This window comes from Pseudomonas frederiksbergensis, assembly GCF_001952935.1.
In the GTDB taxonomy this organism is placed as follows: domain Bacteria; phylum Pseudomonadota; class Gammaproteobacteria; order Pseudomonadales; family Pseudomonadaceae; genus Aquipseudomonas; species Aquipseudomonas frederiksbergensis.
This window is the reverse complement of the sequence record NZ_CP018319.1, coordinates 2,894,471-2,918,974: the sequence shown is the minus strand read 5'-3', so window position 1 is coordinate 2,918,974 and position 24,504 is coordinate 2,894,471. Positions and strand designations below refer to the sequence as shown.

Genomic DNA, 24,504 nt, shown 5'->3' with positions numbered 1-24,504 from the left:
CTGTTTATTTCCTTGCATGCGGACGTTCACTACCATGCTGATTGATCAGAAAATACCTTTAGGCCAGTACATTGCGGGCTTCGTTGAATGGTTGACGCAAAACGGCGCCAACACCTTCGACGCAATCGCCGTGTCACTGGAAACGATGATCCACGGCGTGACTTTCGCGCTGACCTGGTTCAACCCGCTGGCATTGATCGGCCTTATCGCGTTACTGGCACACTTCATTCAACGCAAATGGGGCCTGACCGTTTTTGTCGTCGCCTCCTTCCTGCTGATCCTCAATCTGGGGTACTGGCAGGAAACCATGGAAACCCTCGCCCAGGTGTTGTTCGCCACCCTGGTGTGCGTATTGATCGGCGTGCCGTTGGGCATCGTCGCTGCGCACAAACCGATGTTCTACACAGTGATGCGGCCGGTGCTCGATCTGATGCAGACCGTGCCGACCTTCGTGTACCTCATTCCTACCCTGACCCTCTTCGGTCTGGGTGTGGTCCCGGGTCTGATTTCTACGGTGGTGTTCGCGATTGCCGCACCTATCCGCCTGACTTACCTGGGTATTCGCGATGTCCCGGAAGAATTGATGGACGCTGGCAAGGCCTTTGGCTGCTCGCGACGTCAGCTGCTCTCGCGAATCGAACTGCCCCACGCCATGCCAAGCATCGCGGCCGGTATCACCCAGTGCATCATGCTGTCGTTGTCGATGGTGGTGATCGCGGCACTGGTGGGCGCCGATGGCCTGGGCAAACCCGTGGTCAACGCACTGAACACTGCCGATATCGCTCTGGGCTTCGAAGCAGGCCTGGCGATCGTACTGCTGGCGATCATGCTCGACCGTATCTGCAAACAACCCGAAGCCAAAGTAGGGGGTGACGCATGAGCATTATTCGCTTCGAAGACGTCGACGTAATCTTCTCCAAAGACCCGCGCGAGGCCTTGAAACTCCTCGACCAAGGCATGACCCGTAACGAGATCCTGAAAAAGACCGGGCAGATCGTTGGCGTCGAAAAGGCCAGCCTGGATGTCGAAAAAGGTGAAATCTGCGTACTGATGGGCCTGTCCGGCTCCGGCAAGTCCAGCTTGCTGCGTTGCATCAACGGCCTCAACACCGTCAGCCGCGGCAAGTTGTTCGTCGAGCACGAAGGCAAGCAGATCGACATCGCGTCCTGCACCCCGGCAGAACTGAAAATGATGCGCACCAAGCGCATTGCGATGGTGTTCCAGAAGTTCGCCCTGATGCCTTGGCTGACCGTTCGCGAGAACATCAGCTTCGGTCTGGAAATGCAGGGTCGTCCGGAGAAAGAGCGGAAAAAACTGGTCGATGAAAAACTTGAGCTGGTGGGCCTGACCCAATGGCGCAACAAGAAACCCAACGAGCTGTCAGGCGGTATGCAACAACGCGTGGGCCTGGCCCGTGCCCTGGCGATGGACGCCGACATCCTGCTGATGGACGAACCGTTCTCGGCACTCGACCCACTGATCCGCCAAGGCCTGCAAGACGAACTGCTGGAACTGCAACGCAAGCTGAGCAAGACCATCGTGTTCGTGAGTCACGACCTCGATGAAGCCCTGAAGCTCGGCAGCCGTATCGCGATCATGAAAGACGGTCGGATCATTCAGTACAGCAAGCCGGAAGAGATCGTGTTGAACCCTGCGGACGATTACGTGCGCACCTTTGTCGCCCACACCAATCCGCTGAACGTACTGTGCGGTCGCAGCCTGATGCGCACCCTGGACAACTGCAAGCGCATCAACGGTTCGGTATGCCTCGATCCGGGTGGCGATTCCTGGCTGGACCTGGCCGAAGGCAACACCATCAAAGGCGCACGCCAGAACGGCGCGAGCCTGGACCTGCAGAACTGGATCCCTGGGCAAGCCGTTGAAGGCCTGGGCCGTCGGCCGACGCTGGTGGATTCGAACATCGGCATGCGCGACGCGCTGCAGATTCGTTATCAGACGGGTAACAAGCTGGTGCTGCACGACAACAACAAGGTTGTCGGGATTCTTGGCGACAGCGAGCTGTATCACGCACTGCTCGGCAAGAACCTGGGGTAATAAGCAGCAGACACAAAAACGCCGCGAGAGATCGCGGCGTTTTTGTTTGCGGGATATTGGGGTATTGATCGTTCCCACGCTCTGCGTGGGAATGCAGCCCGGGACGCTCTGCGTCCCTAGCCGCGTGACGCGGAGCGTCACAGGAGGCATTCCCACGCAGAGCGTGGGAACGATCTTGAATCACACCTCAGCTATAAACCCGGCCAAGCAGCTGCCGATGGCTTTCAAACTGGTCGAGCACGTCGCGGGTGATCTGATCCTGAGTGAAGCCCATCAGATCGTAATCCTGGCTGCCGTTGTGCAGGTACACCTCGGCGCGGTAGTAACGTGCGCGCGGTTCATCGGCACTTTCAGCCGACACCGTGTCACTCGCCGCCGCCAGATAGCCGTCCAGGCTTACTTCGTAGACAAAAGGGTTGCCCTCTTCCATCTCGATCCGCACGCCCATGCAGCGCTTGGCCTTGCCAAGCAACGTCTGCACATCCAGGCCCTGAGCACGCAATTGCACAGCCGCGTCTTCCAGCGCCGGGCTGACGCGCTTGTCCATGAAACGCTGAACGATCGACTGATTTGGCTGCAAGTCCAGTTGGGTCAAACGCTCGCTGAAACCACGACGACCACGCGCCGCCAGTTCCGCTTGCTCCTGTTCGATCTGCACGTCCTGGCGCATGGCCTTGTGCAAGCCAAACATGAAGAACACCAGCACCACCGAGAACGGCAAACCGGCCAGCACCACCATGGTTTGCATGGCTTCGAAGTTACCGGCGAACAGCAGGCCGATGGTCACCAGGGTGATCACCGCCGACCAGAAGATCCGCAACCAGTGCGGCGCATCTTCGTCGACGTTACAGCCCTTGCACGAAAGATTGGCCATCATCACCGCGCCGGAATCCGCCGGGGTCAGGAACAGCACGAAGCCGACAAAGATCGACACGCCGATCACAATCTTCGACGCCGGGTAATGCTCAAGCAGTTGGTAAATCGCCATCGACGGCTGTTCCAGCGCCGTCTTCCCGAGTTCCACCGCCCCATGGTTCATCACCAGGTCCAGGGCCGAGTTACCGAAGATCGACAGCCATGCCAGGGTGAAACCCAGAGGAATCAGCAACACACCGGCGACCAGTTCACGCACCGTGCGCCCACGGGAAATACGCGCGATGAACATACCCACGAATGGGGCCCAGGAAATCCACCAGGCCCAGTAGAACAAAGTCCACAGGCCCAACCAGCGGTCAGATTTCTCGCTGTCGCCTTCGTACACATAGAGGTCGAAGGTCTTCAGCACCACGCCGTTCAGGTAGTCGCCGATGTTTTGCACGAAGCCGTTGAGCAGGTGCAGGGTCGGGCCGAACAACAGCACGAAAATCAGCAGACCGCTGAACAGCACGATGTTCAGGTTAGACAGGCGGCGAATGCCGTTTTCCACGCCAGACACCGCCGCGATGGTCGCTACGGTGCTCATCACGATGATCACGATCAGCAGGTTGGTGTTGCTGTGTTCCATGCCGAACAGGTTTTCAAGCCCCGACGACACTTGCAGCGAACCAATCCCCAGGTTCGTCACCAGACCCAGCAGGGTCACGAACATGCCGAAGCCGTCCACCGCGTGACCGGCGGCGCCTTTGACCCAACGCTCGCCCACCAGCGGATACAGCGCCGAACGCAATGCCAGCGGCTGGTTATGACGGTAAGCAAAGTAAGCAACGGCCAGGCCGACCAATGCGTAGATCGCCCAGCCGTGCAGGCCCCAGTGCAGGAACGTCAGCTGAACAGCCTGGCGCGCAGCCAAGTTGCTACCGGCCACGCCTTCCGGCGGATTGAAGTAGTGGTCCAGCGGCTCCGAAGCGCCGAAATACAGCAGCGAGATGCCGATACCCGACGAGAACAGCATCCCCGCCCAGGCGCCGTAGCTGAAATCCGGGGTATCGTCCTTGCTGCCCAGCTTGAGCTTGCCGTAGGACGAAAACGCCAGGCCGACCACGAAGACCAGGTAAGCGGCGATCACCACCATGTAGTACCAGCCGAAGCTGCGGGACAACCAGGCCTGGGCAATGCCGAGCATTCTGCCGGCCTCTTGCGGGGCGATGATCAAAATGGCGGTCAACAACAGGATCAACGCGGTAGAGGTGTAGAACACCCAACCGTTGACCGTCACCTTCTCGGGTGGGGTCTTTATTAGAGAGGCAGAACTCATGGCACAGATGCTCCAGGCAGTGCGAGAGAAAAACACAAGGCAACGCGTTACCCGACCATTCGGTTAGTTGGCAGCCGACCAGCGGGTGATATAAAGACAGCCCGAAAAAAGCCCGAAACCCCTGAACGCCTGAGCGTGTGGGTTTCGAGCATTTTCAGATGTCGTTTTTCCGCCAACTACATGTAGGAAAAACCTGTAGGTAGCGACGAATTGTCGCAGATCTTATTCTTTGTTGATTGAACGTTCAATCAAAACAAAATAGACTGGCCTTCAAACCGATAGACGTTTTACGTCCGCCGGAAGGCCTAAGGAGATGTGCAAGATGCCCAAGGTCGGTATGCAACCCATCCGCCGCCAGCAGTTGATCGAAGCCACGCTACAGGCGGTCGATCAGGTCGGCATGGGGGACGCCAGCATTGCGCTGATCGCCCGTTTGGCCGGTGTCTCGAATGGCATCATCAGTCACTATTTTCAGGACAAGAACGGCCTGATCGCGGCCACCGCGCAGTATCTGATGAGCGTCCTCAGCGAGAACGTCACCGCGCGTCGCCAGGCGCTGGAAGACAGCAGCCCGCGGGCGCACCTTCAGGTGATTATCGAAGGCAACTTCGACGCCAGCCAGGTCAATGGCCCGGCAATGAAAACCTGGCTGGCCTTCTGGGCCACCAGCATGCACCACCCGTCTTTGCACAGGTTGCAGCGGATCAACGATCACCGTCTGTATTCCAACCTGTGCTGCCAGTTCCGCCGTGTATTGCCGCTCGATGATGCGCGCAGTGCAGCCCGCGGCCTGGCAGCCCTCATTGACGGTTTGTGGTTGCGCGGCGCGCTGTCGGGAGATGCTTTCGACACCGGGCAGGCGCACCAGATCGCTTACGAATACATGGATTTCCAACTGGCCAAGCAGGTGAGTTAGAGCACACAGAACCGCTCGGCACCTGAACCGTCACTGACCAGCGCCGCCAATGCTACACGGCACGCCCGGTGACCAACGCCAACCACTTATGCACTTGCGAGGACTTTATGGCCCGTTTCGAACTGCAAAAACTCTACATCGATGGCGGCTACAGTGACGCCAGCAGCGACGCCACTTTCGAAGCCATCAACCCGGCTAACGGTGAAGTCCTCGCAACCGTACAGCGTGCGACCCAGTCAGACGTTGAACGCGCTGTAGTCAGCGCCGAAAAGGGCCAGAAAATCTGGGCTGCGATGACCGCCATGGAGCGTTCGCGCATCCTGCGTCGTGCCGTCGACATCCTGCGTGAGCGCAACGATGAACTGGCCGCCCTGGAAACCCTGGACACCGGCAAGGCGTTCTCCGAAACCAAGTACGTCGACATCGTCACCGGCGCTGACGTGCTGGAGTACTACGCAGGCCTGGTGCCGGCTATCGAAGGCGAGCAGATCCCGCTGCGCACCACTTCGTTCGTCTACACCCGTCGCGAGCCGCTGGGCGTCGTGGCAGGTATCGGCGCGTGGAACTACCCGATCCAGATCGCCCTGTGGAAATCCGCACCTGCCCTGGCGGCCGGTAACGCGATGATCTTCAAGCCAAGCGAAGTCACTTCCCTGACCACGCTAAAACTGGCCGAGATCTACACCGAAGCCGGCGTTCCGGCTGGCGTGTTCAACGTACTGACCGGCAGCGGCCGTGAAGTCGGCACCTGGTTGACCGAACACCCACGCATCGAAAAAATCTCCTTCACCGGCGGCACCGACACCGGCAAGAAGGTCATGGCCAGCGCTTCCGCCTCGTCGCTCAAAGACGTGACCATGGAACTGGGCGGCAAATCCCCGCTGATCATTTTCGACGACGCCGACCTCGACCGCGCCGCCGACACCGCAATGATGGCCAACTTCTACAGCTCCGGTCAGGTTTGCACCAACGGCACTCGCGTGTTCGTGCCGAGCCACCTGAAAGCTGCGTTCGAAGCCAAGATCGTTGAGCGCGTTGCGCGCATTCGTGTCGGCAACCCGGAAGACGAGAACACCAACTTCGGCCCGCTGGTCAGCTTCGCCCACATGGAAAGCGTGCTGGGTTACATCGCCAAAGGTAAGGAAGAAGGCGCTCGCGTCCTGTGCGGCGGCAGCCGTCTGACCGAAGGCGAGTTCGCCAAAGGCGCGTTCGTGGCTCCGACCGTGTTCACCGACTGCACCGACGAGATGACCATCGTTCGCGAAGAAATCTTCGGCCCGGTGATGAGCATCCTGACCTACGAAACCGAAGAAGAAGTCATCCGTCGCGCCAACGACACCGAGTTCGGCCTGGCCGCCGGCGTCGTCACCAAGGACCTGAACCGCGCTCACCGCGTGATTCATCAACTGGAAGCCGGTATCTGCTGGATCAACGCCTGGGGCGAGTCCGACGCCAAGATGCCGGTCGGTGGCTACAAGCAGTCGGGCGTGGGGCGTGAGAACGGCATCAGCTCGCTGAACAACTTCACACGCATCAAATCGGTACAGGTCGAACTGGGCGATTACGCCTCGGTGTTCTAAGGCGGTATTTGCTTCGCCTGCGAGGCCGTCATCGCCAGCAGGCTGGCTCCCACAGGAGTACGCATTCCAATGTGGGAGCCAGCCTGCTGGCGATCGAGTGCGCAGCACTCGCCGACCTGACCAATTTCAAAGAGGGTGCATTCAATGTCCCAAGAATTCGATTACATCATCATCGGTGCCGGCTCGGCCGGTAACACCCTGGCGACCCGTCTGACTGAAGACGAAGGCGTCACCGTCCTGCTGCTCGAAGCAGGCGGCCCGGACTACCGCATGGATTTCCGTACACAAATGCCGGCCGCCCTGGCGTTCCCGCTGCAAGGCCGTCGCTACAACTGGGCCTACGAAACCGATCCAGAGCCGCACATGGACGGTCGCCGGATGGAATGCGGTCGCGGCAAGGGCCTGGGTGGTTCTTCGCTGATCAACGGCATGTGCTACATCCGCGGCAATGCGATGGACTACGACAACTGGGCCAAACTGCCAGGTCTGGAAGACTGGGACTACCTGAACTGCCTGCCGTATTTCCGCAAGGCCGAAACCCGCGACATCGGCCCGAACGACTACCACGGTGGCGACGGTCCGGTCAGCGTGACCACGCCCAAAGCCGGCAACAACCCGCTGTTCCATGCGATGGTTGAAGCAGGCGTACAAGCCGGTTACCCGCGTACCGAAGACCTGAACGGCTACCAGCAGGAAGGCTTTGGCCCGATGGATCGCACCGTGACGCCGAACGGCCGTCGCGCCAGCACCGCTCGCGGTTACCTGGACATCGCCAAGAAGCGCTCGACCCTGACCATCGTCACCCACGCCCTGACCGACAAGATCCTGTTCGAAGGCAAGCGTGCGGTCGGCGTGCGTTACCTGATCGGCGCCGCTGAAGAGCGCGTTGAAGCCCGCGCCCGCAAAGAAGTGCTGCTGTGCTCCGGCGCCATCGCTTCGCCGCAGATCCTGCAACGCTCCGGCGTCGGCCCGGCCGAACTGCTGAAAAAACTCGACATCCCGGTGGTCCACGACCTGCCGGGCGTGGGTGAGAACCTGCAGGATCACCTCGAGTTGTACCTGCAATACGCCTGCACCCAACCGGTCTCGCTGTACCCGTCGCTGCTCTGGTACAACCAGCCGGCCATCGGTGCCGAGTGGCTGTTCAACGGCACCGGTATCGGCGCCAGCAACCAGTTCGAAGCCGGCGGTTTCATCCGTACCCGCCCGGAATTCGATTGGCCGAACATCCAGTACCACTTCCTGCCGGTGGCGATTAACTACAACGGCAGCAACGGTGTGAAAGAGCACGGTTTCCAGGCGCACATGGGTTCCATGCGTTCGCCGAGCCGCGGTCGGGTCCAGGCCAAGTCCAAGGACCCGCGCGAGTACCCGAGCATCCTGTTCAACTACATGGCCACCGAGCAGGACTGGCAGGAATTCCGCGACGGCATCCGCCTGACCCGTGAAATCATGCAACAGCCTGCACTGGACGCTTTCCGTGGCCGCGAAATCAGCCCGGGCATCGACGTGCAAACCGATGAACAGCTCGACAAGTTCATCCGCGAACACGCCGAAACCGCGTTCCACCCGTCCTGCTCGTGCAAGATGGGCACCGACGAAATGGCCGTGGTCGATGGCGAAGGTCGTGTGCATGGCATGCAAGCCCTGCGCGTGGTCGATGCCTCGATCATGCCGATCATCACCACCGGCAACCTGAACGCGCCGACGATCATGATCGCCGAGAAAATCGCCGACAAGATCCGTGGTCGCAAGCCGCTGCCACGTAGCAAGGCTGCCTACTTCGTGGCTGGCGATGCGCCGGTGCGTGGCAAGCCGTTGCGGGATGTGAGCCTGACTGCTCAGTAAGTCGTAACACCGCAGTGCTGCCTTCGCGAGCAAGCCCGCTCCCACATTGGATTTGTGAACGACACAGATCAAATGTGGGAGCGGGCTTGCTCGCGAAGGGGCCCGACTAAACAACAATCAAACTCCTGACACTCCCCGATAACCCCTTCCTACACCTCTCCAAGCTTGATCCTACCCCCCGCACCGGCCTAATCTAGCGCCACGCAAACGTTTCACCCCCTCGCGACATCGATACACCGCCACTCCATACCAAGGAGGTTCCCGAATGTTCGATTTCCATCCCCAGCTCAAGCAGCGTTTTGCTGCCTTGCGCACGGGCGCTGAATTCTTTTCGCTGCGTTATGTACGCGAGTCCGGCCAGTACCTGTCGGTGCGCAAGAATGTCGCCGAACCTCCGAGCCTGAGCCGTGACGAAGGCGCGATGCTGACCGTTCGGGTCAACGGCGTCGAAGCCTACGCCGCGACCAACGACCTGTCGCAATCCGGCCTGCAAGCCGCACTGGAGAAGGCTGAGCAACAAGCCCGCCGACTCAAGCCCCACGCCCTGCTCGACCTGAGCGCGCAAGTGGTCTCCAGCGACCGCGCCGACTACTTTTCGCCGAACCTCGACCAGCCCTTCCCGTCCCTGAGCGATTGCTACCAACTGCTCGGCGCCGAGTCCGCCGCCGTGCCCAAGGACGAGCGACTGGTGAACTGGGAAGTGAGCATCGGCATCACCAACGTCGAACAGATCTACCTCAGCAACGCTGGCGCCGAACTGCGCCAGGCCCAGCGGTTCGTCTACCCGAGCCTGGAAGTCACCGCCTACGACGGCAACGACAGCCAGACACGAACCCTGGGCCGCGAGAACTTCGGTCAACAGGGCGGTTTTGATGTGATCAGCCGCTGTGGCCTGGTCGGCGCCGGTCCGAAAATCGCCGATCAGGCGCTGCAATTGCTGTTGGCGCCAAACACCCCGAAAGGCCCGCGTGATTTGCTGTTGATGCCGGACCAGATGATGCTGCAGATCCACGAGTCCATCGGTCACCCGCTGGAACTGGACCGCATCCTCGGTGACGAGCGCAATTACGCCGGCACCAGTTTCGTCAAGGCCGAAGACTTTGGCCGCCTGCAATACGGCTCCAAACTGCTCAACGTAACCTTCGACCCGGACATCCCCGAGCAGCTCGCCAGCTACGGGCATGACGACGACGGCACGGCCGCGAGCAAACAATTCCTGATTAAAGAAGGCTTGCTGCTGCGTCCATTGGGTGGCGCGCTGTCGCAGTTTCGCGCGGGCATGGAAGGCGTGGCCAACAGCCGCGCCTGCAGCTGGAACCGTCCGCCGATCGATCGCATGGCCAACCTGAACATCGAGGCTGGCGATCAACCGTTGGAGCAGATGATCGGCAACATCGAGCACGGCATCTTGATGAGCACCAACCGCTCGTGGTCCATCGACGATGCCCGCAACAAGTTCCAGTTCGGCTGTGAATGGGGCCAGCTGATCGAAAACGGCGAACTCAAAGGCGTGGTCAAGAACCCGAACTACCGGGCGATTTCCGCGCAGTTCTGGAAAAGCCTCAGCGCCGTCGGCGATGCCAACTCCGTCAAGGTCCTGGGCACGCCGAACTGCGGCAAAGGCGAGCCGAACCAGGTGATCCGCGTCGGCCATGCCTCGCCGGCCTGTGTGTTCAGCAACGTTGATGTGTTTGGGGGAGCTGCCTGATGACTGATTTTAAAAGCGTCCCAAAAAATCAGGCCGATGCATTCAAGGCCTTGGTCGATTGGCTGCGCGATGCGATTCACGAGCCGGAACAATTCACCCTCAGCTATGCCGCCGAGTCCTCGGCCTTCGTGCGCTTCAACCACGCCAAGGTCCGTCAGGCCGGGCAGGTGCAGCAGGCGAGCGTCGGTTTCAAACTGATCAACGAGGGGCGCCACGCCGACCTGAACATCACGCTGTCGGGTGATGCCGCCGTCGATGTGCAGCGCCTGGCCGAAGGTCTGCAACAGCTGCGCGAAACCTTGCCGTTGCTGCCGCAGGATCCGTACCTGCTGCTCAACCACAACGGCTGGCAGAGCAAGAATGTGCAGGAGCATCCGCTGCCGGACACCGAGCAAGTGGTTGCTGAAATCACCCAGGCCGCCGAAGGGCTGGACCTGGTCGGTTTCTACGCCGCTGGCCCGATCAGCCGTGGTTTCGCCAGCTCTTCGGGCGCGTTCGGCTGGCATCAGGCTAACAGCTTCAACTTTGATTTCAGCCTGGTGCATGACAACGGCCAGGCGGTGAAAGCCAGTTACGCCGGGCACGACTGGAACAGCGAAGGTTTTGCCAAGCGCTTTGCGCAGGCACGCGAGCAGTTGGCGTTTCTCGGCAGACCGCAACACACCCTGGCGCCGGGTCAGTATCGCGCCTATCTGGCACCGGCAGCCCTGGGGGAAATCATGGACATGCTGGGCTGGGGCGGTTTCTCGGCGCAGTCGATTGCCAGCAAAAACAGCCCGCTGCAAAAGCTTTATGCGGGCGACAGTGCGTTCAGTCCGTTGGTGTCGGTGGATGAAAAGGTCAGCGGTTCGTTGAGCCCGGCCTTCTCCGGCGAAGGTTATCCGCGCAGCGATCTGGGGTTGATCGTCAACGGCAAGGCCGGCGCACAGATGGTCAGTTCACGCAGTGCGGCCGAGTACGGCCTGACCGCCAACGGCGCCAGCGGCGGTGAAATGCCAAGCGCAGTGAACATGGCGGCCGGTACGTTGCCTGATGCAGAGATTCTCAAGCAATTGGGCACGGGCTTGTACATCAGCAACCTGTGGTACCTGAACTACTCCGATCAGCCGGCGGCACGCCTGACCGGCATGACGCGGTTTGCGACCTTCTGGGTGGAGAACGGCGAGATTCAGGCACCGGTGAGCACCATGCGTTTTGATGACAGCGCCTACAGTCTGTTGGGATCGCAGCTGGAAGCATTGACCGAAGAGCGCGAGCTGATGTTGTCGGCCAGTACCTACAGCCAGCGGGCCACGGCGTCGGCGTTGTTGCCGGGGGCGCTGATCAGCAAATTGACCTTGACCCTCTGACCCTGATCGTTCCCACGCTCTGCGTGGGAACGATCATCGTCGTCGTTTAAATCAAATGAGGTCCCATGCCCAACCGCCCGCCTCTCGACGCTGTCACCGCCCGCTGGGTGCCGTGGGTTGTCGCCATCGCGTTCTTCATGCAGTCCCTCGACGGGACCATCCTCAATACCGCCCTGCCCGCCATGGCCCGAGACCTGGCCGAAGACCCGCTGCGCATGCAAGGCGTGATCATCGCCTACATGCTCACCGTCGCCTTGCTGATCCCCGCCTCGGGCTGGATCGCCGACCGTTTCGGCACCCGCAAAATCTTCTTCAGCGCGATCCTGCTGTTCAGCCTCGGCTCGTTGCTCTGCGCCCTGTCGAGCACCCTCAGCCAGTTGATTGGCGCGCGGGTGATTCAGGGTCTGGGCGGTGCGCTGATGTTGCCTGTCGGACGACTGGTGGTGTTGCGCGCCTACCCGCGTTCGGAGCTGGTGCGGATCATGGGCTTCATCACCATCCCCGGATTGCTCGGCCCGTTGATCGGCCCGACCATGGGCGGCTGGATGGTTGAATACCTGACCTGGCACTGGATCTTCCTGATCAACCTGCCAGTCGGCGCCGTCGGTTGCTACGCCGTGTGGAAATTCATCCCCGACCTGCGCGGCACTGAACGCACCCGCTTCGACAGCCTGGGCTTTTTGCTGTTCGGCGCGGCGATGGTGCTGATCACCGTTGCCATGGAAGGTCTGGGCGAATTGCACCTGCCGCACTTGCGGGTGATGTTGCTGCTGTTCGGCGGCATGGCGTGTCTGGCGGCGTACTGGTTGCGGGCCGGGCACATCGATAATCCGCTGTTCGCGCCGTCACTGTTCAAGACCCGGACGTTTGCCGTGGGCATCCTCGGCAACCTGTTCGCCCGCCTGGGCAGCGGCGCCCTGCCGTTTCTCGTGCCATTGCTGTTGCAAGTGGCGCTGGGCTATTCGCCGTCCCAGGCCGGGATGAGCATGCTGCCACTGGCGGCGGCTGCGATGGTCGCCAAGTCGGTGGCGCGACCGTTGATCGAACGCTTGGGCTATCGCATCGTGCTGACCGGCAACACATTGGCGCTGGGGCTGATGCTGGCGAGCATGGGGCTGGTCAGCGAACAAACGCCGTACTGGCTGCTGTTGGTGATGCTGTCGATTCTGGGGGCGATCAACTCCTTGCAGTTCACCGCAATGAACACCGTCACCCTGATCGACCTCGACGACGCCAGCGCCAGTAGCGGCAACAGCCTGCTGTCGGTGGTCGCGCAATTGTCCCTGAGCCTTGGCGTTGCCTGTGCCGGCGCCTTGCTCGGCGGGTTCACCGCAGAGATCGGCAACGACGGCGTGGACACGGTGCTGGGTGCGTTCCAGCTGACGTTTGTGACGGTCGGAATCATGGCGATGCTGGCCGCGACGATCTTCTCCCAGCTTTCAAAGGAAGACGGACGGCGCGTCAAACGTCCGGAAGAGCACATAGAGCCTTAGGGCGAATGGCCACGAGACTGATACACTGCGCGACATTTTGTTTTGCAGGCCAGTCCCGTGACCACCATCGCCACCGCTTTTAATACTTTGCCGCTGTCCGCCGCCATGCTGGCTAACCTCGACTCTTTGGGTTATGCCGAGATGACGCCGATCCAGGCGCAAAGCTTGCCGGTGATCCTCAAGGGGATGGACCTGATCGCCCAGGCCAAGACCGGCAGCGGCAAGACCGCCGCCTTCGGTATCGGCCTGTTGAACCCGATCAATCCGCGCTTCTTCGGTTGCCAGGCGCTGGTCATCTGCCCGACTCGCGAGTTGGCTGACCAGGTCGCCAAGGAAATCCGTCGCCTGGCCCGTGCCGAAGACAACATCAAGGTCCTGACCCTGTGTGGCGGCGTGTCCTTCGGCCCTCAGATCGGCTCCCTGGAGCATGGCGCGCACATCATCGTCGGCACCCCGGGTCGCCTTCAACAGCATTTGCGCAAAGGTTCGCTGGTGCTCCATGGCCTGAACACGCTGATCCTCGACGAAGCCGACCGCATGCTCGACATGGGTTTCTACGACTCCATCGAAGAAATCATTGCCCAGACCCCGGCGCGTCGCCAGACCCTGCTGTTCTCCGCCACGTACCCGACGGGTATCAAGCAGTTGGCGGCGAAATTCATGCGCACGCCTCAGATCGTGAAGGCCGAGGCGTTCCACGACGATACGCAGATCGAGCAGCGTTTCTACGAGATATCCCCGGAAGAGCGCATGGACGCCGTGGTCAAAGTCCTCGCGCATCATCGTCCGGCATCGTGTGTCGCCTTCTGCTTCACCAAGCAGCAGGTTCAGGAAACCGTCGATCACCTGACCTCCAAAGGCATCTCTGCCGTCGGCCTGCACGGCGACCTGGAACAGCGTGACCGCGACCAGGTACTGGCCATGTTCGCCAACCGCAGCACTTCGGTGCTGGTCGCCACTGACGTCGCCGCTCGCGGCCTGGACATCGATGCGCTGGACATGGTGATCAACGTCGAACTGGCCCGTGATTCGGAAATCCACATCCACCGTGTTGGCCGTACCGGTCGTGCCGGTGAGAAAGGGATTGCGATCAGCCTGGTCGCACCGTCCGAAGCCCACCGCGCCCAAGCCATCGAGCTACTGCAGAAGTCGCCGTTGAGCTGGGATCAGCTGGACAATCTCAAATCCCAGGGCGGCGCACCGCTGCTGCCGGTGATGAGCACGCTGGTCATCGGCGCTGGCCGTAAAGACAAGGTGCGTCCGGGCGACATTCTGGGCGCATTGACGGGCGATGCGGGCATTCCCGGCGCTCAGGTTGGCAAGATCGCGATTTTCGACTTCCAGGCCTATGTGGCTGTAGAACGCGGGATCGCCAAGCAAGCCTTGCAACGCCTGAATGACGGCAAGATCAAAGGCCGTTCGCTGCGCGTTCGTATCCTCTGATCATGATCGTTCCCACGCTCTGCGTGGGAATGCATCCCGTGACGCTCCGCGTCACATAACGGCGGACGCAGAGCGTCCATGGCGGCATTCCCACGCAGAGCGTGGGAACGATCATTGTGTGAGGACACCGTTTTGCGCTCTACCGAAGTCGTGATCATTGGCGCTGGCGCCGCAGGTTTGATGTGTGCGCTGACCGCCGCCGGGCGCGGGCGCAAGGTGATGTTGCTCGACCATGCCAACAAGGCCGGCAAGAAAATCCTGATGTCGGGCGGTGGCCGCTGCAATTTCACCAACATGTACACCGAACCGGGCAATTTCCTCTCGCAAAACGAACACTTCTGCAAATCCGCCCTGGCCCGCTACACCCAGTGGGATTTCATCGGCATGGTCGCCAAGCACGGCGTGCCGTACCACGAGAAGAAACTCGGCCAGCTGTTCTGCGATAACAAATCCAGCGACATCCTCGACATGCTCCTCAACGAGTGCGATCAGGTCGGCGTCAGCCTGCACCTGGACACCTCGATCCAGCACATCGAGAAAATGGAAAGCGGCTACCTGCTGCAAACCACCCTCGATCAGATCACCTGCGAATCGCTGGTGATCGCCACGGGCGGCTTGTCGATCCCGACGCTGGGCGCCACCGGTTTCGGCTATCAGGTGGCCAAACAATTCGGCCACGACTTGCTGCCGACCCGCGCCGGGCTGGTGCCGTTCACCATCACCGATCAGCTCAAGGAGCTTTGCACCGAGCTCTCCGGTACGTCGGTGGATTGCCTGGTGAGCTGCAACGACCAGAGTTTTCGCGAGAACATCCTGTTCACTCACCGCGGCCTCAGTGGTCCGGCGATTTTGCAGATTTCATCGTTCTGGGAATCCGGCGACACGGTTGAGATCAATCTGATGCCGGACCATGACGTGCCGACCTGGCTGCAACAGCAGCAAGCCGAACGGCCGAACAGCGAGCTGAAAACCCTGCTGGGGGAAATCTTCACCAAGAAGATGGCCAACCTGCTGGCGGACAACTGGTTCGTCTCCAAACCGATGAAGCAATACACCCACGCGGAAATTGCCGACATCGCCGAAAAACTGGCGAGCTGGAAAGTGGTGCCGGCCGGCACTGAAGGTTATCGCACTGCTGAAGTGACATTGGGCGGCGTCGATACCAACGAAGTGTCGTCCAAGACCATGGAATCGCTGAAAAGCCCCGGTCTGTATTTCATTGGCGAAGTGCTCGACGTCACCGGGCATCTGGGCGGTTTCAACTTCCAGTGGGCGTGGGCCTCCGGTTACGCGGCTGCGCAGTACGTCTGACGCCCATCGTTTGCAGGGGCTTTTGTGGCGAGGGGGCTTGCCCCCGTTGGGCTGCGAAGCGGCCCCTAATGCAGCAAACACATTCCACCTGGTAAACCGCATTTACGGTTTTGCGACTGCTGCGCAGTCGAACGGGGCGATGCGGCGTTCCGACAAGCCCCCTCGCCACATAATTGAATGCGGACCTCAGATACATACAAGGAACAGATTTTGCTGTCAGATGTGATCGGCGCCATTGCGTCGACGTCATTACTGGCTCAATTTAGCGTCATTGCCTCGGAAGGCCCTCGCACTTCATGTCATCGACCCCCTTCAATCAGTCTCTGCGTCGCCTCTGGGCGCTGGATAAATTCAGCTACAGCGTGCGGGTGTTCATCGCCCTGACCGGCAGCATGGCGCTGTGTTGGTACAAGGATGAAATGGGGCTGCTGATCCCGCTGTTCCTCGGGATCATCGCCAGCGCCCTGGCCGAGACCGACGACAGTTGGCAAGGCCGCCTGAACGCACTGGCCGTGACGCTGGTGTGCTTCAGCGTCGCCGCCCTCTCCGTCGAACTGCTCTTCCCCTACCCCGTCGTTTTTGTCATCGCCCTGGCCCTGGCCAGTTTCGGCCTGACCATGCTCGGCGCCTTGGGCGAACGCTATGGCGCGATTGCCTCGGCGACGTTGATCCTGTCGGTCTACACCATGATCGGCGTGGACCAGCGCGGCGGCGAAGTCATCGATTTCTGGCACGAACCGGTGCTGCTGGTGGCCGGCGCCGCCTGGTACGGTTTGCTCTCGGTGCTGTGGCAGGCGATGTTTTCCAATCAGCCGGTGCAGCAAAGCCTGGCGCGATTGTTCCGCGAACTGGGTTTGTACCTGAAGCTGAAATCGTCGCTGTTCGAGCCGATCCGGCAACTGGACGTGGAAGCGCGCCGACTGGAACTGGCGCAGCAAAACGGCCGTGTCGTGGCCGCACTGAACGCCGCCAAGGAAATCATCCTGCACCGGGTCGGCAACGGCCGGCCGGGCTCGAAACTCAGCCGTTACCTGAAGCTGTACTTCCTCGCCCAGGACATCCACGAACGCGCCAGTTCCTCGCACTACCCTTACAACGCCCTCGCCGATGCCTTCTTTCATAGCGACGTGATGTTCCGCTGCCAACGCTTGCTGCGCCAGCAAGGCAAAGCCTGCCGGGCGCTGGCCGAGTCAATCCAGATGCGCCAGCCGTTCGTCTATGACGCCAACTTCGCCGAAGCCCTGAGCGACCTGCACGCCTCCCTCGAACACCTGCGCATCCAGAGCAACCCGGCCTGGCGCGGACTGTTGCGGTCGTTGCGGGCACTGGCGGCCAACCTCGGCACGCTCGACCGTTTGCTCAGCGACGCCAGCAACCCCGATGCCCTGGCGGACGCCACCGACAGCAGCCTGCTCGACCGTTCGCCCCGCAACCTCAAGGATGTGTGGATTCGGTTACGCACGCAGCTGACACCAACGTCATTGCTGTTCCGTCACGCACTGCGTTTGCCCCTGGCCTTGAGCATCGGCTACGGGATGGTGCATTTGATCCACCCGTCCCAGGGTTACTGGATCATCCTCACCACGCTGTTTGTCTGCCAACCGAACTACGGCGCCACCCGCCGCAAACTCGGCCAGCGGATCATCGGCACCGCCATCGGCCTGACCGTGGCCTGGGCGCTGTTCGATCTGTTTCCGAATCCCTTGGTCCAATCGTGCTTCGCGATCGCCGCCGGGGTGGTGTTCTTTATCAACCGCACCACCCGCTACACCTTGGCGACGGCCGCGATCACCTTGATGGTGCTGTTCTGCTTCAACCAGGTCGGGGATGGTTACGGGTTGTTCCTGCCACGGCTGTTCGATACCTTGCTCGGCAGCCTGATCGCCGGGCTGGCGGTGTTCCTTTTCCTGCCGGACTGGCAGGGTCGACGCCTGAACAAAGTGCTGGCCAACACCCTCACGTGCAACAGCATTTACCTGCGCCAGATCATGCAGCAATACGCCGCCGGCAAAAGCGACGACCTGGCGTATCGGCTGGCCCGACGCAATGCGCACAACGCCGACGCGGCCCTGTCGACGACGCTCGCCAACATGCTGATGGAACCGGGGCATTTCCGTAAGGAAGCGGATGTCGGGTTCCGCTTCCTGGTGCTCTCGCACACCTTGCTCAGTTATTTGTCCGGACTGGGCGCACACCGGGAAACCCAGCTGCCACCCGATGTACGCGAGCATTTGATCGACGGTGCGGGCGTGAGACTGGCCGCCAGCATCGATGAAATTGCCCAAGGGCTGGCGAGCAAACTGCCGATTGCGATTCAGAGCGATGAGGAAGAGGCACTGGCCAATGAGCTTGAACAGATGCCGGACGAAATCGATGAAGGGCAGCGGCTGGTGCAGACGCAGTTGGCCTTGATCTGCCGTCAGCTTGGGCCATTGCGCACGTTGGCGGCGCACCTCATCAAGGAAACGAGTAAGGATTGAGAGGTGTGGCTGATGGCCCCTTCGCGAGCAAGCCCGCTCCCACATTTGATCTCTGCCGTACACAAAATCTGCATCCACTGCAGATCCACTGTGGGAGCGGGCTTGCTCGCGAAGGGGCTATCAGCTCCACCACAACGCTTACATCCCATGCTGCTTCATCAACCGCTGATAACTCCCATCCACTTTCATCGCCGCGATCTCGCGGTCAAAACCGGCAACGATCTGTTCATGCCTGGGGTTCTTCAGGCTGACCAGGATGTGCAGGCTGTTCTCGCTCAATGGCTTGGGCAAAAATTCCACCGCATTGCGCACCTTGGCTGATTCCCGGGCCAGGTAGTAACGCGCAACGTACTCATCTTCCAGCGTCAACTTGACCCGGTTGGCGGCGACCATGCGCACCGCCATGGAAAAGCTGTGCACCGGGACTTTCTGCAGCGATACGTCGTCATCGAACGCCGACGAATAGGCGTAACCGCGCACCACCGCTATCGGGTAGGTATGCAGTTGATGCAGGTTGTTGTATTCGATCGGCGTGTCTTTGCGCTTGAGAAAGCGCACTCGATTGAGCAGGTATTCGCCGGAAAACTGGCCAAGCTTCGTACGATCGTCGGTGTACCAGGCGTTGACCAACACGTCGTATCGACCCTCGCCAACCCCCATCAAGGCACGCGCCCAAGGCACTTGTTCAAAGTCGCTGGCATAACCGGCCCGGGCCAGCGCAGTGCTGACGATGTCCGTGGCCAACCCACCGTTGACCAGCGTGGCGTCGGTAAAGGGCGGCCAGGCATCGGCGACCAATCGCAGCTTTTCCGCTGCTGCGCCTTGAGTCAGCAACAGCAATCCAATCAAAGCAAAGGCTCGATGCAATTGCGGCATGCTAGAAAATCCTTAGCGGGCGAGACACTCCAGCCCAGATTACACAAACAAGACAACGCCGCGCGAAATGAATGATGGCATTTTGGCCTATGTCACAGATTTCTTTGCCATACAGACATCTTTCGCCTGGACGCTTAGTATCGGAGCGACGATGTTCAAGGGAGTGTGAAGATGACAATCGATTGGGTCTGCAAACACCACAGCGATCTGGGCAAAGAGCAGCTGTACGCCATTCTGCAGCTACGTGCAGAAGTGTTTGTCGTTGAGCAGAAATGCGTCTATCAGGACATCGACGGCCAGGATCTGGAAGGTGACACCTGCCATCTGATGGCCTGGGACGGGGATCGGCTGGTGGCGTACCTGCGGTTGCTCGATCCGGAGTTACAGGGGGGTGACGTGGTCATCGGGCGAGTGATCATTGCCCCTCAAGCGCGCGGTACCGGGCTTGGACATGAGTTGATGGCACAGGCGTTGAAGCAGGCTGAAAAGCGCTGGCCTGAAGTACCGATCTATCTCTCGGCCCAGGCGCATTTGCAGGGGTACTACGCTAAATACGGATTTGTGGTGGCGGGCGAGGAATTTCTTGAGGATGGCATTCCGCATATCGGGATGCGCCGCCCGTAATGATCGTTCCCACGCTCTGCGTGGGAATGCAGCCCGGGACGCTCCGCGTCCCTGCCGAAGCGGACGCAGAGCGTCCATTGAGGCATTCCCACGCAGAGCGTGGGAACGATCAGAGTCGAGCGTTCAGGGATATTCCAACACCGCTTTGATCTGCCGAAGATTGCGCTCGATCCACCCCCGATCTATCGCCCCCACTCGCGAATCCGATAACGCCCGGCATGATTGCGCGCGCCTTCTTCCTGCTGGAACTCGCAAACAATGTCCAGATCCGCCAATGCCGCGATGGTGTCCTGAGCCGTGCGCCGGGGCATGCCGGTCACTTCGGTCAGCGCCGGGACGCTACTGGCCAACCCGCTATCGATCAGGTACGCCACGTATAACCGACGATAGAAGCTGCTTTTGGTCTTGCTTACATCCATCGAAACACTCCCGGCTGCGATATCTTGATTTTTATTGCATGTCCCGCCACGTCAGGTACACCCGCACATCGAACTCAACCTGGTGATACCCCGGCAACATGTGATCGCAAAGCTTGTAGAACGCCTTGTTGTGATCCGACTCTTTGAAATGCGCCAATTCATGCACCACGATCATTTTCAGAAACTCGGCCGGTGCTTCCTTGAACAATGAAGCCACACGAATTTCTTTCTTGGCCTTGAGCTTGCCGCCCTGCACCCGGGATATCGCGGTGTGCAATCCGAGGGCGCGGTGGGTCAGGTCCAGGCGGTTGTCGAACAACACCTTATCGACGGCCGGGGCGTTACGCAGGTATTCCTGCTTAAGGTCCAGCGTATAGGTGTACAACGCCTTGTCGCTCTGGATCCGGTGTTTTTCCGGGTAACGCTGGCTCAGGTAGTCGCCCAGCCGACCGTCGGCGATCAGCTGGCGCACTTGGTCCTGCAGAGCAGCAGGATAGGCCTGGAGGTATTTCAACGCGGTCATTGGGGCGGCAACACGATTCACCAAAAGGTCGCCAGTGTAGCGAATTCAGCCGGTCAGCGTGTTCCAGTCGAACGGCCGCACAAAGTCGCCGACGTCCTCGGCCATCATCGGCCGTGCCACCAGAAACCCTTGCACGTACTCGCAACCATTGGCTTGCAGCCACCGATATTGCGCAACGGTTTCCACCCCCTCGGCAATCACCAGCATCCCGTACTCCTTGCACAGCTCGATCACATTGCGCACCAGCGCCGCATCGCGTGAGGACTCCAGAAGCCGGGCAATCAAATGCCGGTCGAACTTGAGCGTGTCCAACTCCAGATCCCGCAGATGAGACAGCGAACACGGCCCGCAACCAAAGTCATCCAGGGCCACCCGCACACCCAGGTTTCGCAGCAGGCGCAGCTGTTTACGGGTTTCCTCAGGGTTCTGCATCAAGGCCGCTTCGGTGACCTCGACTTCCAGATGGTGCGCCTGCAAGCCATGGCGCTCGAGCACCTGGCGCAACTCGGTGACCAGATTGGGCATGCCGAATTGCGTACTGCTCAAACTCACGCCCAGCACAAGGTTGTCGGCGAACAGGGTTTCCCAGGCTTTTCGCTGGCTAGCCCCTTGTTGATAGATCCAGCTGCCCAGGCGACTGATCAACCGCGCCTCTTCCAGCAAGGGCAAAAACAGCCCCGGCGGTACATCGCCGACGCTCGGGTGCTGCCAGCGGATCAGCGCTTCGAACCCGCGAATCTGCCCGCTGGCAATGGCCACCTGGGGTTGATACACCAAATTGAAATCACGGTTCTCGATCGCCGCGTGCACACTTTCTTCGAGCATCAACCGCGAGCGTGCCCGGCCGTTCATTTCATGATCGTAGAAACGATACTGCTGACGGCCGGCGCGCTTGGCTTCGTACATCGCGATGTCAGACGCACGCAACAAACCGTCAAGATTGGAACCGCAATCCGGGTACGTCGCAATGCCGATGCTGGCGCCCAAGGCGATATCCAAACCATCGATCTGCTGACAGACCGACACCCGCTCAATCAGCTTCTCGGCAATCTTTGCCGCTTGCTCGGGGAATTCCAGATCCAGCAACGCGGTGAACTCATCACCGCCCATGCGCGCCAGAATGTCGAAGGGCCGCAGGCAGGCCTTCAACTGCTCGGACACCCACCGCAGCACCCGGTCGCCGGCATCGTGACCGAGGGAATCGTTGACCCGCTTGAAGCCGTCGAGGTCCAGATACAGCAGCACCCAGGCACTGTCGGAACGGTCGCCACGCAACAGCAGGTTTTCCGCCGTCTGGTAAAAGCCACGACGATTGAGCAGCCCGGTCAATGGATCGGTGACGGCCTGAAACTCCAGTTGCTGATGCAGATGGCGCACCACCGACATGTCCAGCACCGTCACCACCATCGCGTTTTGTTCGCTGGGCAACGGTGCGCAGGACAGCGCCACGGGCACCTGCTGGCCGGGCGCCGTACGCAGCAAGGCATCGTGCAGGCGCAGGGTTTCACCCCGTTTGTAACCCGTGAAAAATTCGGAGTCGGCCCAGACCGGAATGTGCGGTTTTTGCAGGAAATCCAGGAACTCTTTGCCTTGCAGGTCTTGCACCGTGGCATTGAGCAACCGCGACATCGCCGGATTGGCATAGCGGATCAGACCGTCCTCACCGACCACCAGGATGCCTTCGGCGGCATTGTCGAGCACCGAGGCATTAAACGCGCGTGCGACCTCCAGATCGCGACTCAGGCGCTGCAACGCACGGCGATTGCGCTGGTGTTCGAGCAGCGCCTGGACTTTGGGTTTGAGAATTTGCGGGTCGAACGGTTTGAACAGGTAATCCACCGCACCGCTGGCATAGCCCTTGATCACGGCGTCCTGGGACTGTTCGTTGGCGGTAAGGAAAATGATTGGCGTGAGGCGGGTTCGTTGGCTGCCGCGCATCAGGCGTGCCACTTCAAAACCGTCCATGCCCGGCATCTGCACATCCAGCAGCACCAGGTCGATATCGTGTTCGAGTAACAGGCTGAGCGCCTCGAAGCCCGAGGCGGCGGTCATGACCTGCCAGTCCTGGCGCTGCAACAACGCGCGCATGCTGATCAGGTTTTCAGGGTAATCATCGACGATTAAAAGAATTGAATTGCCTTCAGCTGGCGTGGGGTGCGCGCATTCCATGCTGCTTCTCTTATGCGGGACGTCAGGCCGGTTTCTCGTGAAAACCGGACAAATACTAAGCCTTCACTCTAGACCGGGTTCCGCAAAAGCAGAAGCTATCAGTACGCCATCATTTAACCAAAGCGTCCATTTGCCGACTAACGGTCGGCGCCACAGCCCGCTAAAACCGGGAAAGATGGCATTTCGACAGGATGTTGACGTCAACCATCTGCCAGACGGGCATTAACAAACGTGCCTTCTGCGATTATAAAGACCGCCCTCCAAGGCGCGTGCTAGAGCATCTGGCACGTTCGTGCAGTAAAAATCCGTGGAAGCTTTTGTCTATGATCGATCTCGCAACCTGGAACCTCAGCGTTCCCGTCGGCAGTCCGCCGTACACCGTTGAAACGTCAAAACTGGTGGATGGCTTCAAGGACCAATACTTCCACTCCGACACCGGCACTTTGTTTTTCTGGACGCCGGTCACCGGTTCTACCACTGAAAACGCCAAGTATCCGCGCACTGAACTTCGCGAAACCTACAGCAACGGCACACTGAAAAACTGGCTCTACCCGGACGCCGACAATTCCCTGCGCGCCACCCTGGCGGTAAATCAGGTCCCGACCTCAGGCAAGATCGTCATCGGCCAGATCCACGCCTATGAAAGCCAGAAACCGATGGTGAAGCTCGAGTATCAGTACTCGACCAGCACACAGTCGGGCAACCTCGTCGCCAAGGTTCGTATGCGCCCCGATGACGATACCGCCCGGATAATCACCATCGCTACCGGGGTGAAGCTGGATCGGGAGTTTTCCTACCTCATCCACCTGAGCCCGGGCGGAGCGCTGGGCATCAGTGCGGCGGGCTACCAGTGGGACACCGACATCAGCAGGACCTGGAGCGTCAAGCCGCTGTACTTCAAGGCCGGGGCGTATGTGCAGGACAACACCGGGTACACCAGCGAAGGCGGGAAAGTGACGTTCAGCAAGCTGGATATTGATCACGACAGGTAATCCCCCTCACCCTGATCGTTTCTCACGCGCAGCAAAGGAATGCAGCCTGGGACGCTCAGAAGAACAACTCCATCTCGGCAGCGTCTACAAATCCCAGCGTCCGAAAACCTCGTAGGACCACTCCCTCTGTGGCGAGGGGGCTTGCCACCGTTGGGATGCGAAGCAGCCCCAAACCCTGCTACGCAATTTCCTCAGACACACCGCAGCGCCCGGTTTTACGACGGCTGCGCCGCCGAACGGGGGCAAGCCCCCTCGCCACAATGACCGCGCGCGATCCTACACCCCGGTTGCAGCCACCAAAGTCGCCGCTTATAGTTCGCCCCGTCGCTGACAGCAGTCGGCGATAGGGTTTCGCAGCCCTACCGAGTTAGAACCACAACCGTCAAAATACGACACGGGCAGCGCATGCCCGTACTCGTTCTTTATGGCGGCTGTGCGTGGGAGACCCTCGGGTCTGCCGGGTCTTAACTCCTCGGTCTGCGAACCCGCGCACAGCTGCCACCCCATTTGTTTCGCAGCAAACG

17 protein-coding genes and 1 pseudogene are annotated in these 24,504 nt (G+C 60.2%); 13 read left to right on the top strand and 5 right to left on the bottom strand.

Translation table 11 applies throughout. The features are described 5' to 3' along the window. Nucleotides 1–34: 34 nt before the first annotated feature. Together choW and choV are read left to right on the top strand one after the other, a co-directional pair. Nucleotides 35–880 (top strand): choline ABC transporter permease subunit, encoded by an 846-nt coding sequence (gene choW / locus PFAS1_RS13495; RefSeq protein WP_074871533.1) that lies wholly within the window; start codon nt 35–37, stop codon nt 878–880. Beyond that, on the top strand, nt 877–2,055 hold the full coding sequence (gene choV / locus PFAS1_RS13490) for a choline ABC transporter ATP-binding protein (RefSeq protein WP_074871534.1): 1,179 nt from the start codon (nt 877–879) through the stop codon (nt 2,053–2,055). Before choW ends, choV begins: the two co-directional genes overlap by 4 nt. Before the next feature lie 187 nt (nt 2,056–2,242). On the opposite strand, the gene PFAS1_RS13485 is transcribed toward choV, so the two are convergent. After that, nucleotides 2,243–4,192, bottom strand: a complete 1,950-nt coding sequence (locus PFAS1_RS13485) for a BCCT family transporter (RefSeq protein WP_232252259.1) — start codon at nt 4,190–4,192, stop codon at nt 2,243–2,245. A 379-nt stretch (nt 4,193–4,571) separates the two neighbouring features. Here PFAS1_RS13485 and betI point away from each other — a divergent pair, with 379 nt between their 5' ends. From betI to yccS, 9 genes are all read left to right on the top strand, one after another. Next, a complete protein-coding gene (betI, locus tag PFAS1_RS13480; protein ID WP_033060362.1) occupies nt 4,572–5,165 on the top strand; it encodes a transcriptional regulator BetI in 594 nt (197 codons plus the stop codon). Between the two features lie 107 nt (nt 5,166–5,272). Then, the gene (betB, locus tag PFAS1_RS13475) at nt 5,273–6,745 is read left to right on the top strand and encodes a betaine-aldehyde dehydrogenase (RefSeq protein WP_074871536.1); all 1,473 of its coding nucleotides are present in this window, start codon (nt 5,273–5,275) and stop codon (nt 6,743–6,745) included. Nucleotides 6,746–6,889: 144 nt separating this feature from the next. Further along, a complete protein-coding gene (gene betA / locus PFAS1_RS13470; protein WP_074871538.1) occupies nt 6,890–8,593 on the top strand; it encodes a choline dehydrogenase in 1,704 nt (567 codons plus the stop codon). A gap of 265 nt (nt 8,594–8,858) precedes the next feature. Then, nucleotides 8,859–10,301 (top strand): TldD/PmbA family protein, encoded by a 1,443-nt coding sequence (locus tag PFAS1_RS13465; protein ID WP_074871540.1) that lies wholly within the window; start codon nt 8,859–8,861, stop codon nt 10,299–10,301. Then, nucleotides 10,301–11,650, top strand: a complete 1,350-nt coding sequence (locus PFAS1_RS13460; protein ID WP_076029475.1) for a TldD/PmbA family protein — start codon at nt 10,301–10,303, stop codon at nt 11,648–11,650. Before PFAS1_RS13465 ends, PFAS1_RS13460 begins: the two co-directional genes overlap by 1 nt. 65 nt (nt 11,651–11,715) lie before the next feature. Next, nucleotides 11,716–13,143: a multidrug transporter subunit MdtD gene (mdtD, locus tag PFAS1_RS13455; protein WP_074871546.1), complete on the top strand. Its 1,428-nt coding sequence runs from the start codon at nt 11,716–11,718 to the stop codon at nt 13,141–13,143. Nucleotides 13,144–13,248: 105 nt separating this feature from the next. Further along, nucleotides 13,249–14,586, top strand: a complete 1,338-nt coding sequence (gene dbpA, locus PFAS1_RS13450; RefSeq protein WP_232252256.1) for an ATP-dependent RNA helicase DbpA — start codon at nt 13,249–13,251, stop codon at nt 14,584–14,586. Nucleotides 14,587–14,718: 132 nt separating this feature from the next. Continuing rightward, nucleotides 14,719–15,897 (top strand): BaiN/RdsA family NAD(P)/FAD-dependent oxidoreductase, encoded by a 1,179-nt coding sequence (locus PFAS1_RS13445; RefSeq protein WP_074871549.1) that lies wholly within the window; start codon nt 14,719–14,721, stop codon nt 15,895–15,897. Nucleotides 15,898–16,193: 296 nt separating this feature from the next. Further along, nucleotides 16,194–18,377 carry a YccS family putative transporter gene (yccS, locus tag PFAS1_RS13440; RefSeq protein WP_076029474.1) on the top strand — a complete coding sequence of 728 codons (2,184 nt, stop codon included), beginning with the start codon at nt 16,194–16,196 and terminating at the stop codon, nt 18,375–18,377. 138 nt (nt 18,378–18,515) lie between these two features. On the opposite strand, the gene PFAS1_RS13435 is transcribed toward yccS, so the two are convergent. After that, nucleotides 18,516–19,253 (bottom strand): substrate-binding periplasmic protein, encoded by a 738-nt coding sequence (locus PFAS1_RS13435; protein ID WP_076029473.1) that lies wholly within the window; start codon nt 19,251–19,253, stop codon nt 18,516–18,518. A gap of 171 nt (nt 19,254–19,424) precedes the next feature. Here PFAS1_RS13435 and PFAS1_RS13430 point away from each other — a divergent pair, with 171 nt between their 5' ends. Then, nucleotides 19,425–19,877 carry a GNAT family N-acetyltransferase gene (locus PFAS1_RS13430; protein WP_074871556.1) on the top strand — a complete coding sequence of 151 codons (453 nt, stop codon included), beginning with the start codon at nt 19,425–19,427 and terminating at the stop codon, nt 19,875–19,877. A gap of 123 nt (nt 19,878–20,000) precedes the next feature. Here PFAS1_RS13430 and PFAS1_RS13425 read toward each other — a convergent pair. The 3 genes and pseudogenes from PFAS1_RS13425 to PFAS1_RS13415 all read right to left on the bottom strand — a co-directional run bounded on the left by PFAS1_RS13425 (nt 20,001) and on the right by PFAS1_RS13415 (nt 22,988). After that, a pseudogene (locus tag PFAS1_RS13425) lies at nt 20,001–20,296 on the bottom strand (winged helix-turn-helix domain-containing protein). A 31-nt stretch (nt 20,297–20,327) separates the two neighbouring features. Continuing rightward, nucleotides 20,328–20,819 (bottom strand): M48 metallopeptidase family protein, encoded by a 492-nt coding sequence (locus tag PFAS1_RS13420; RefSeq protein WP_076029472.1) that lies wholly within the window; start codon nt 20,817–20,819, stop codon nt 20,328–20,330. A gap of 45 nt (nt 20,820–20,864) precedes the next feature. Further along, nucleotides 20,865–22,988 (bottom strand): putative bifunctional diguanylate cyclase/phosphodiesterase, encoded by a 2,124-nt coding sequence (locus tag PFAS1_RS13415; RefSeq protein ID WP_076029471.1) that lies wholly within the window; start codon nt 22,986–22,988, stop codon nt 20,865–20,867. A 323-nt stretch (nt 22,989–23,311) separates the two neighbouring features. Between PFAS1_RS13415 and PFAS1_RS13410 the strand changes: the two genes are divergently transcribed. Further along, a complete protein-coding gene (locus tag PFAS1_RS13410; protein WP_076029470.1) occupies nt 23,312–23,980 on the top strand; it encodes a polysaccharide lyase family 7 protein in 669 nt (222 codons plus the stop codon). Nucleotides 23,981–24,504: the final 524 nt, after the last annotated feature.

Coding starts and splice junctions, on each gene's coding strand:
- choW (WP_074871533.1), top strand. CDS start 35: ATGCTGATTGATCAGAAAATACCTTTAGGCCAGTACATTGCGGGCTTC.
- choV (WP_074871534.1), top strand. CDS start 877: ATGAGCATTATTCGCTTCGAAGACGTCGACGTAATCTTCTCCAAAGAC.
- betI (WP_033060362.1), top strand. CDS start 4,572: ATGCCCAAGGTCGGTATGCAACCCATCCGCCGCCAGCAGTTGATCGAA.
- betB (WP_074871536.1), top strand. CDS start 5,273: ATGGCCCGTTTCGAACTGCAAAAACTCTACATCGATGGCGGCTACAGT.
- betA (WP_074871538.1), top strand. CDS start 6,890: ATGTCCCAAGAATTCGATTACATCATCATCGGTGCCGGCTCGGCCGGT.
- PFAS1_RS13465 (WP_074871540.1), top strand. CDS start 8,859: ATGTTCGATTTCCATCCCCAGCTCAAGCAGCGTTTTGCTGCCTTGCGC.
- PFAS1_RS13460 (WP_076029475.1), top strand. CDS start 10,301: ATGACTGATTTTAAAAGCGTCCCAAAAAATCAGGCCGATGCATTCAAG.
- mdtD (WP_074871546.1), top strand. CDS start 11,716: ATGCCCAACCGCCCGCCTCTCGACGCTGTCACCGCCCGCTGGGTGCCG.
- dbpA (WP_232252256.1), top strand. CDS start 13,249: ATGCTGGCTAACCTCGACTCTTTGGGTTATGCCGAGATGACGCCGATC.
- yccS (WP_076029474.1), top strand. CDS start 16,194: ATGTCATCGACCCCCTTCAATCAGTCTCTGCGTCGCCTCTGGGCGCTG.
- PFAS1_RS13435 (WP_076029473.1), bottom strand. CDS start 19,253: ATGCCGCAATTGCATCGAGCCTTTGCTTTGATTGGATTGCTGTTGCTG.
- PFAS1_RS13430 (WP_074871556.1), top strand. CDS start 19,425: ATGACAATCGATTGGGTCTGCAAACACCACAGCGATCTGGGCAAAGAG.
- PFAS1_RS13420 (WP_076029472.1), bottom strand. CDS start 20,819: ATGACCGCGTTGAAATACCTCCAGGCCTATCCTGCTGCTCTGCAGGAC.
- PFAS1_RS13415 (WP_076029471.1), bottom strand. CDS start 22,988: ATGGAATGCGCGCACCCCACGCCAGCTGAAGGCAATTCAATTCTTTTA.
- PFAS1_RS13410 (WP_076029470.1), top strand. CDS start 23,312: ATGATCGATCTCGCAACCTGGAACCTCAGCGTTCCCGTCGGCAGTCCG.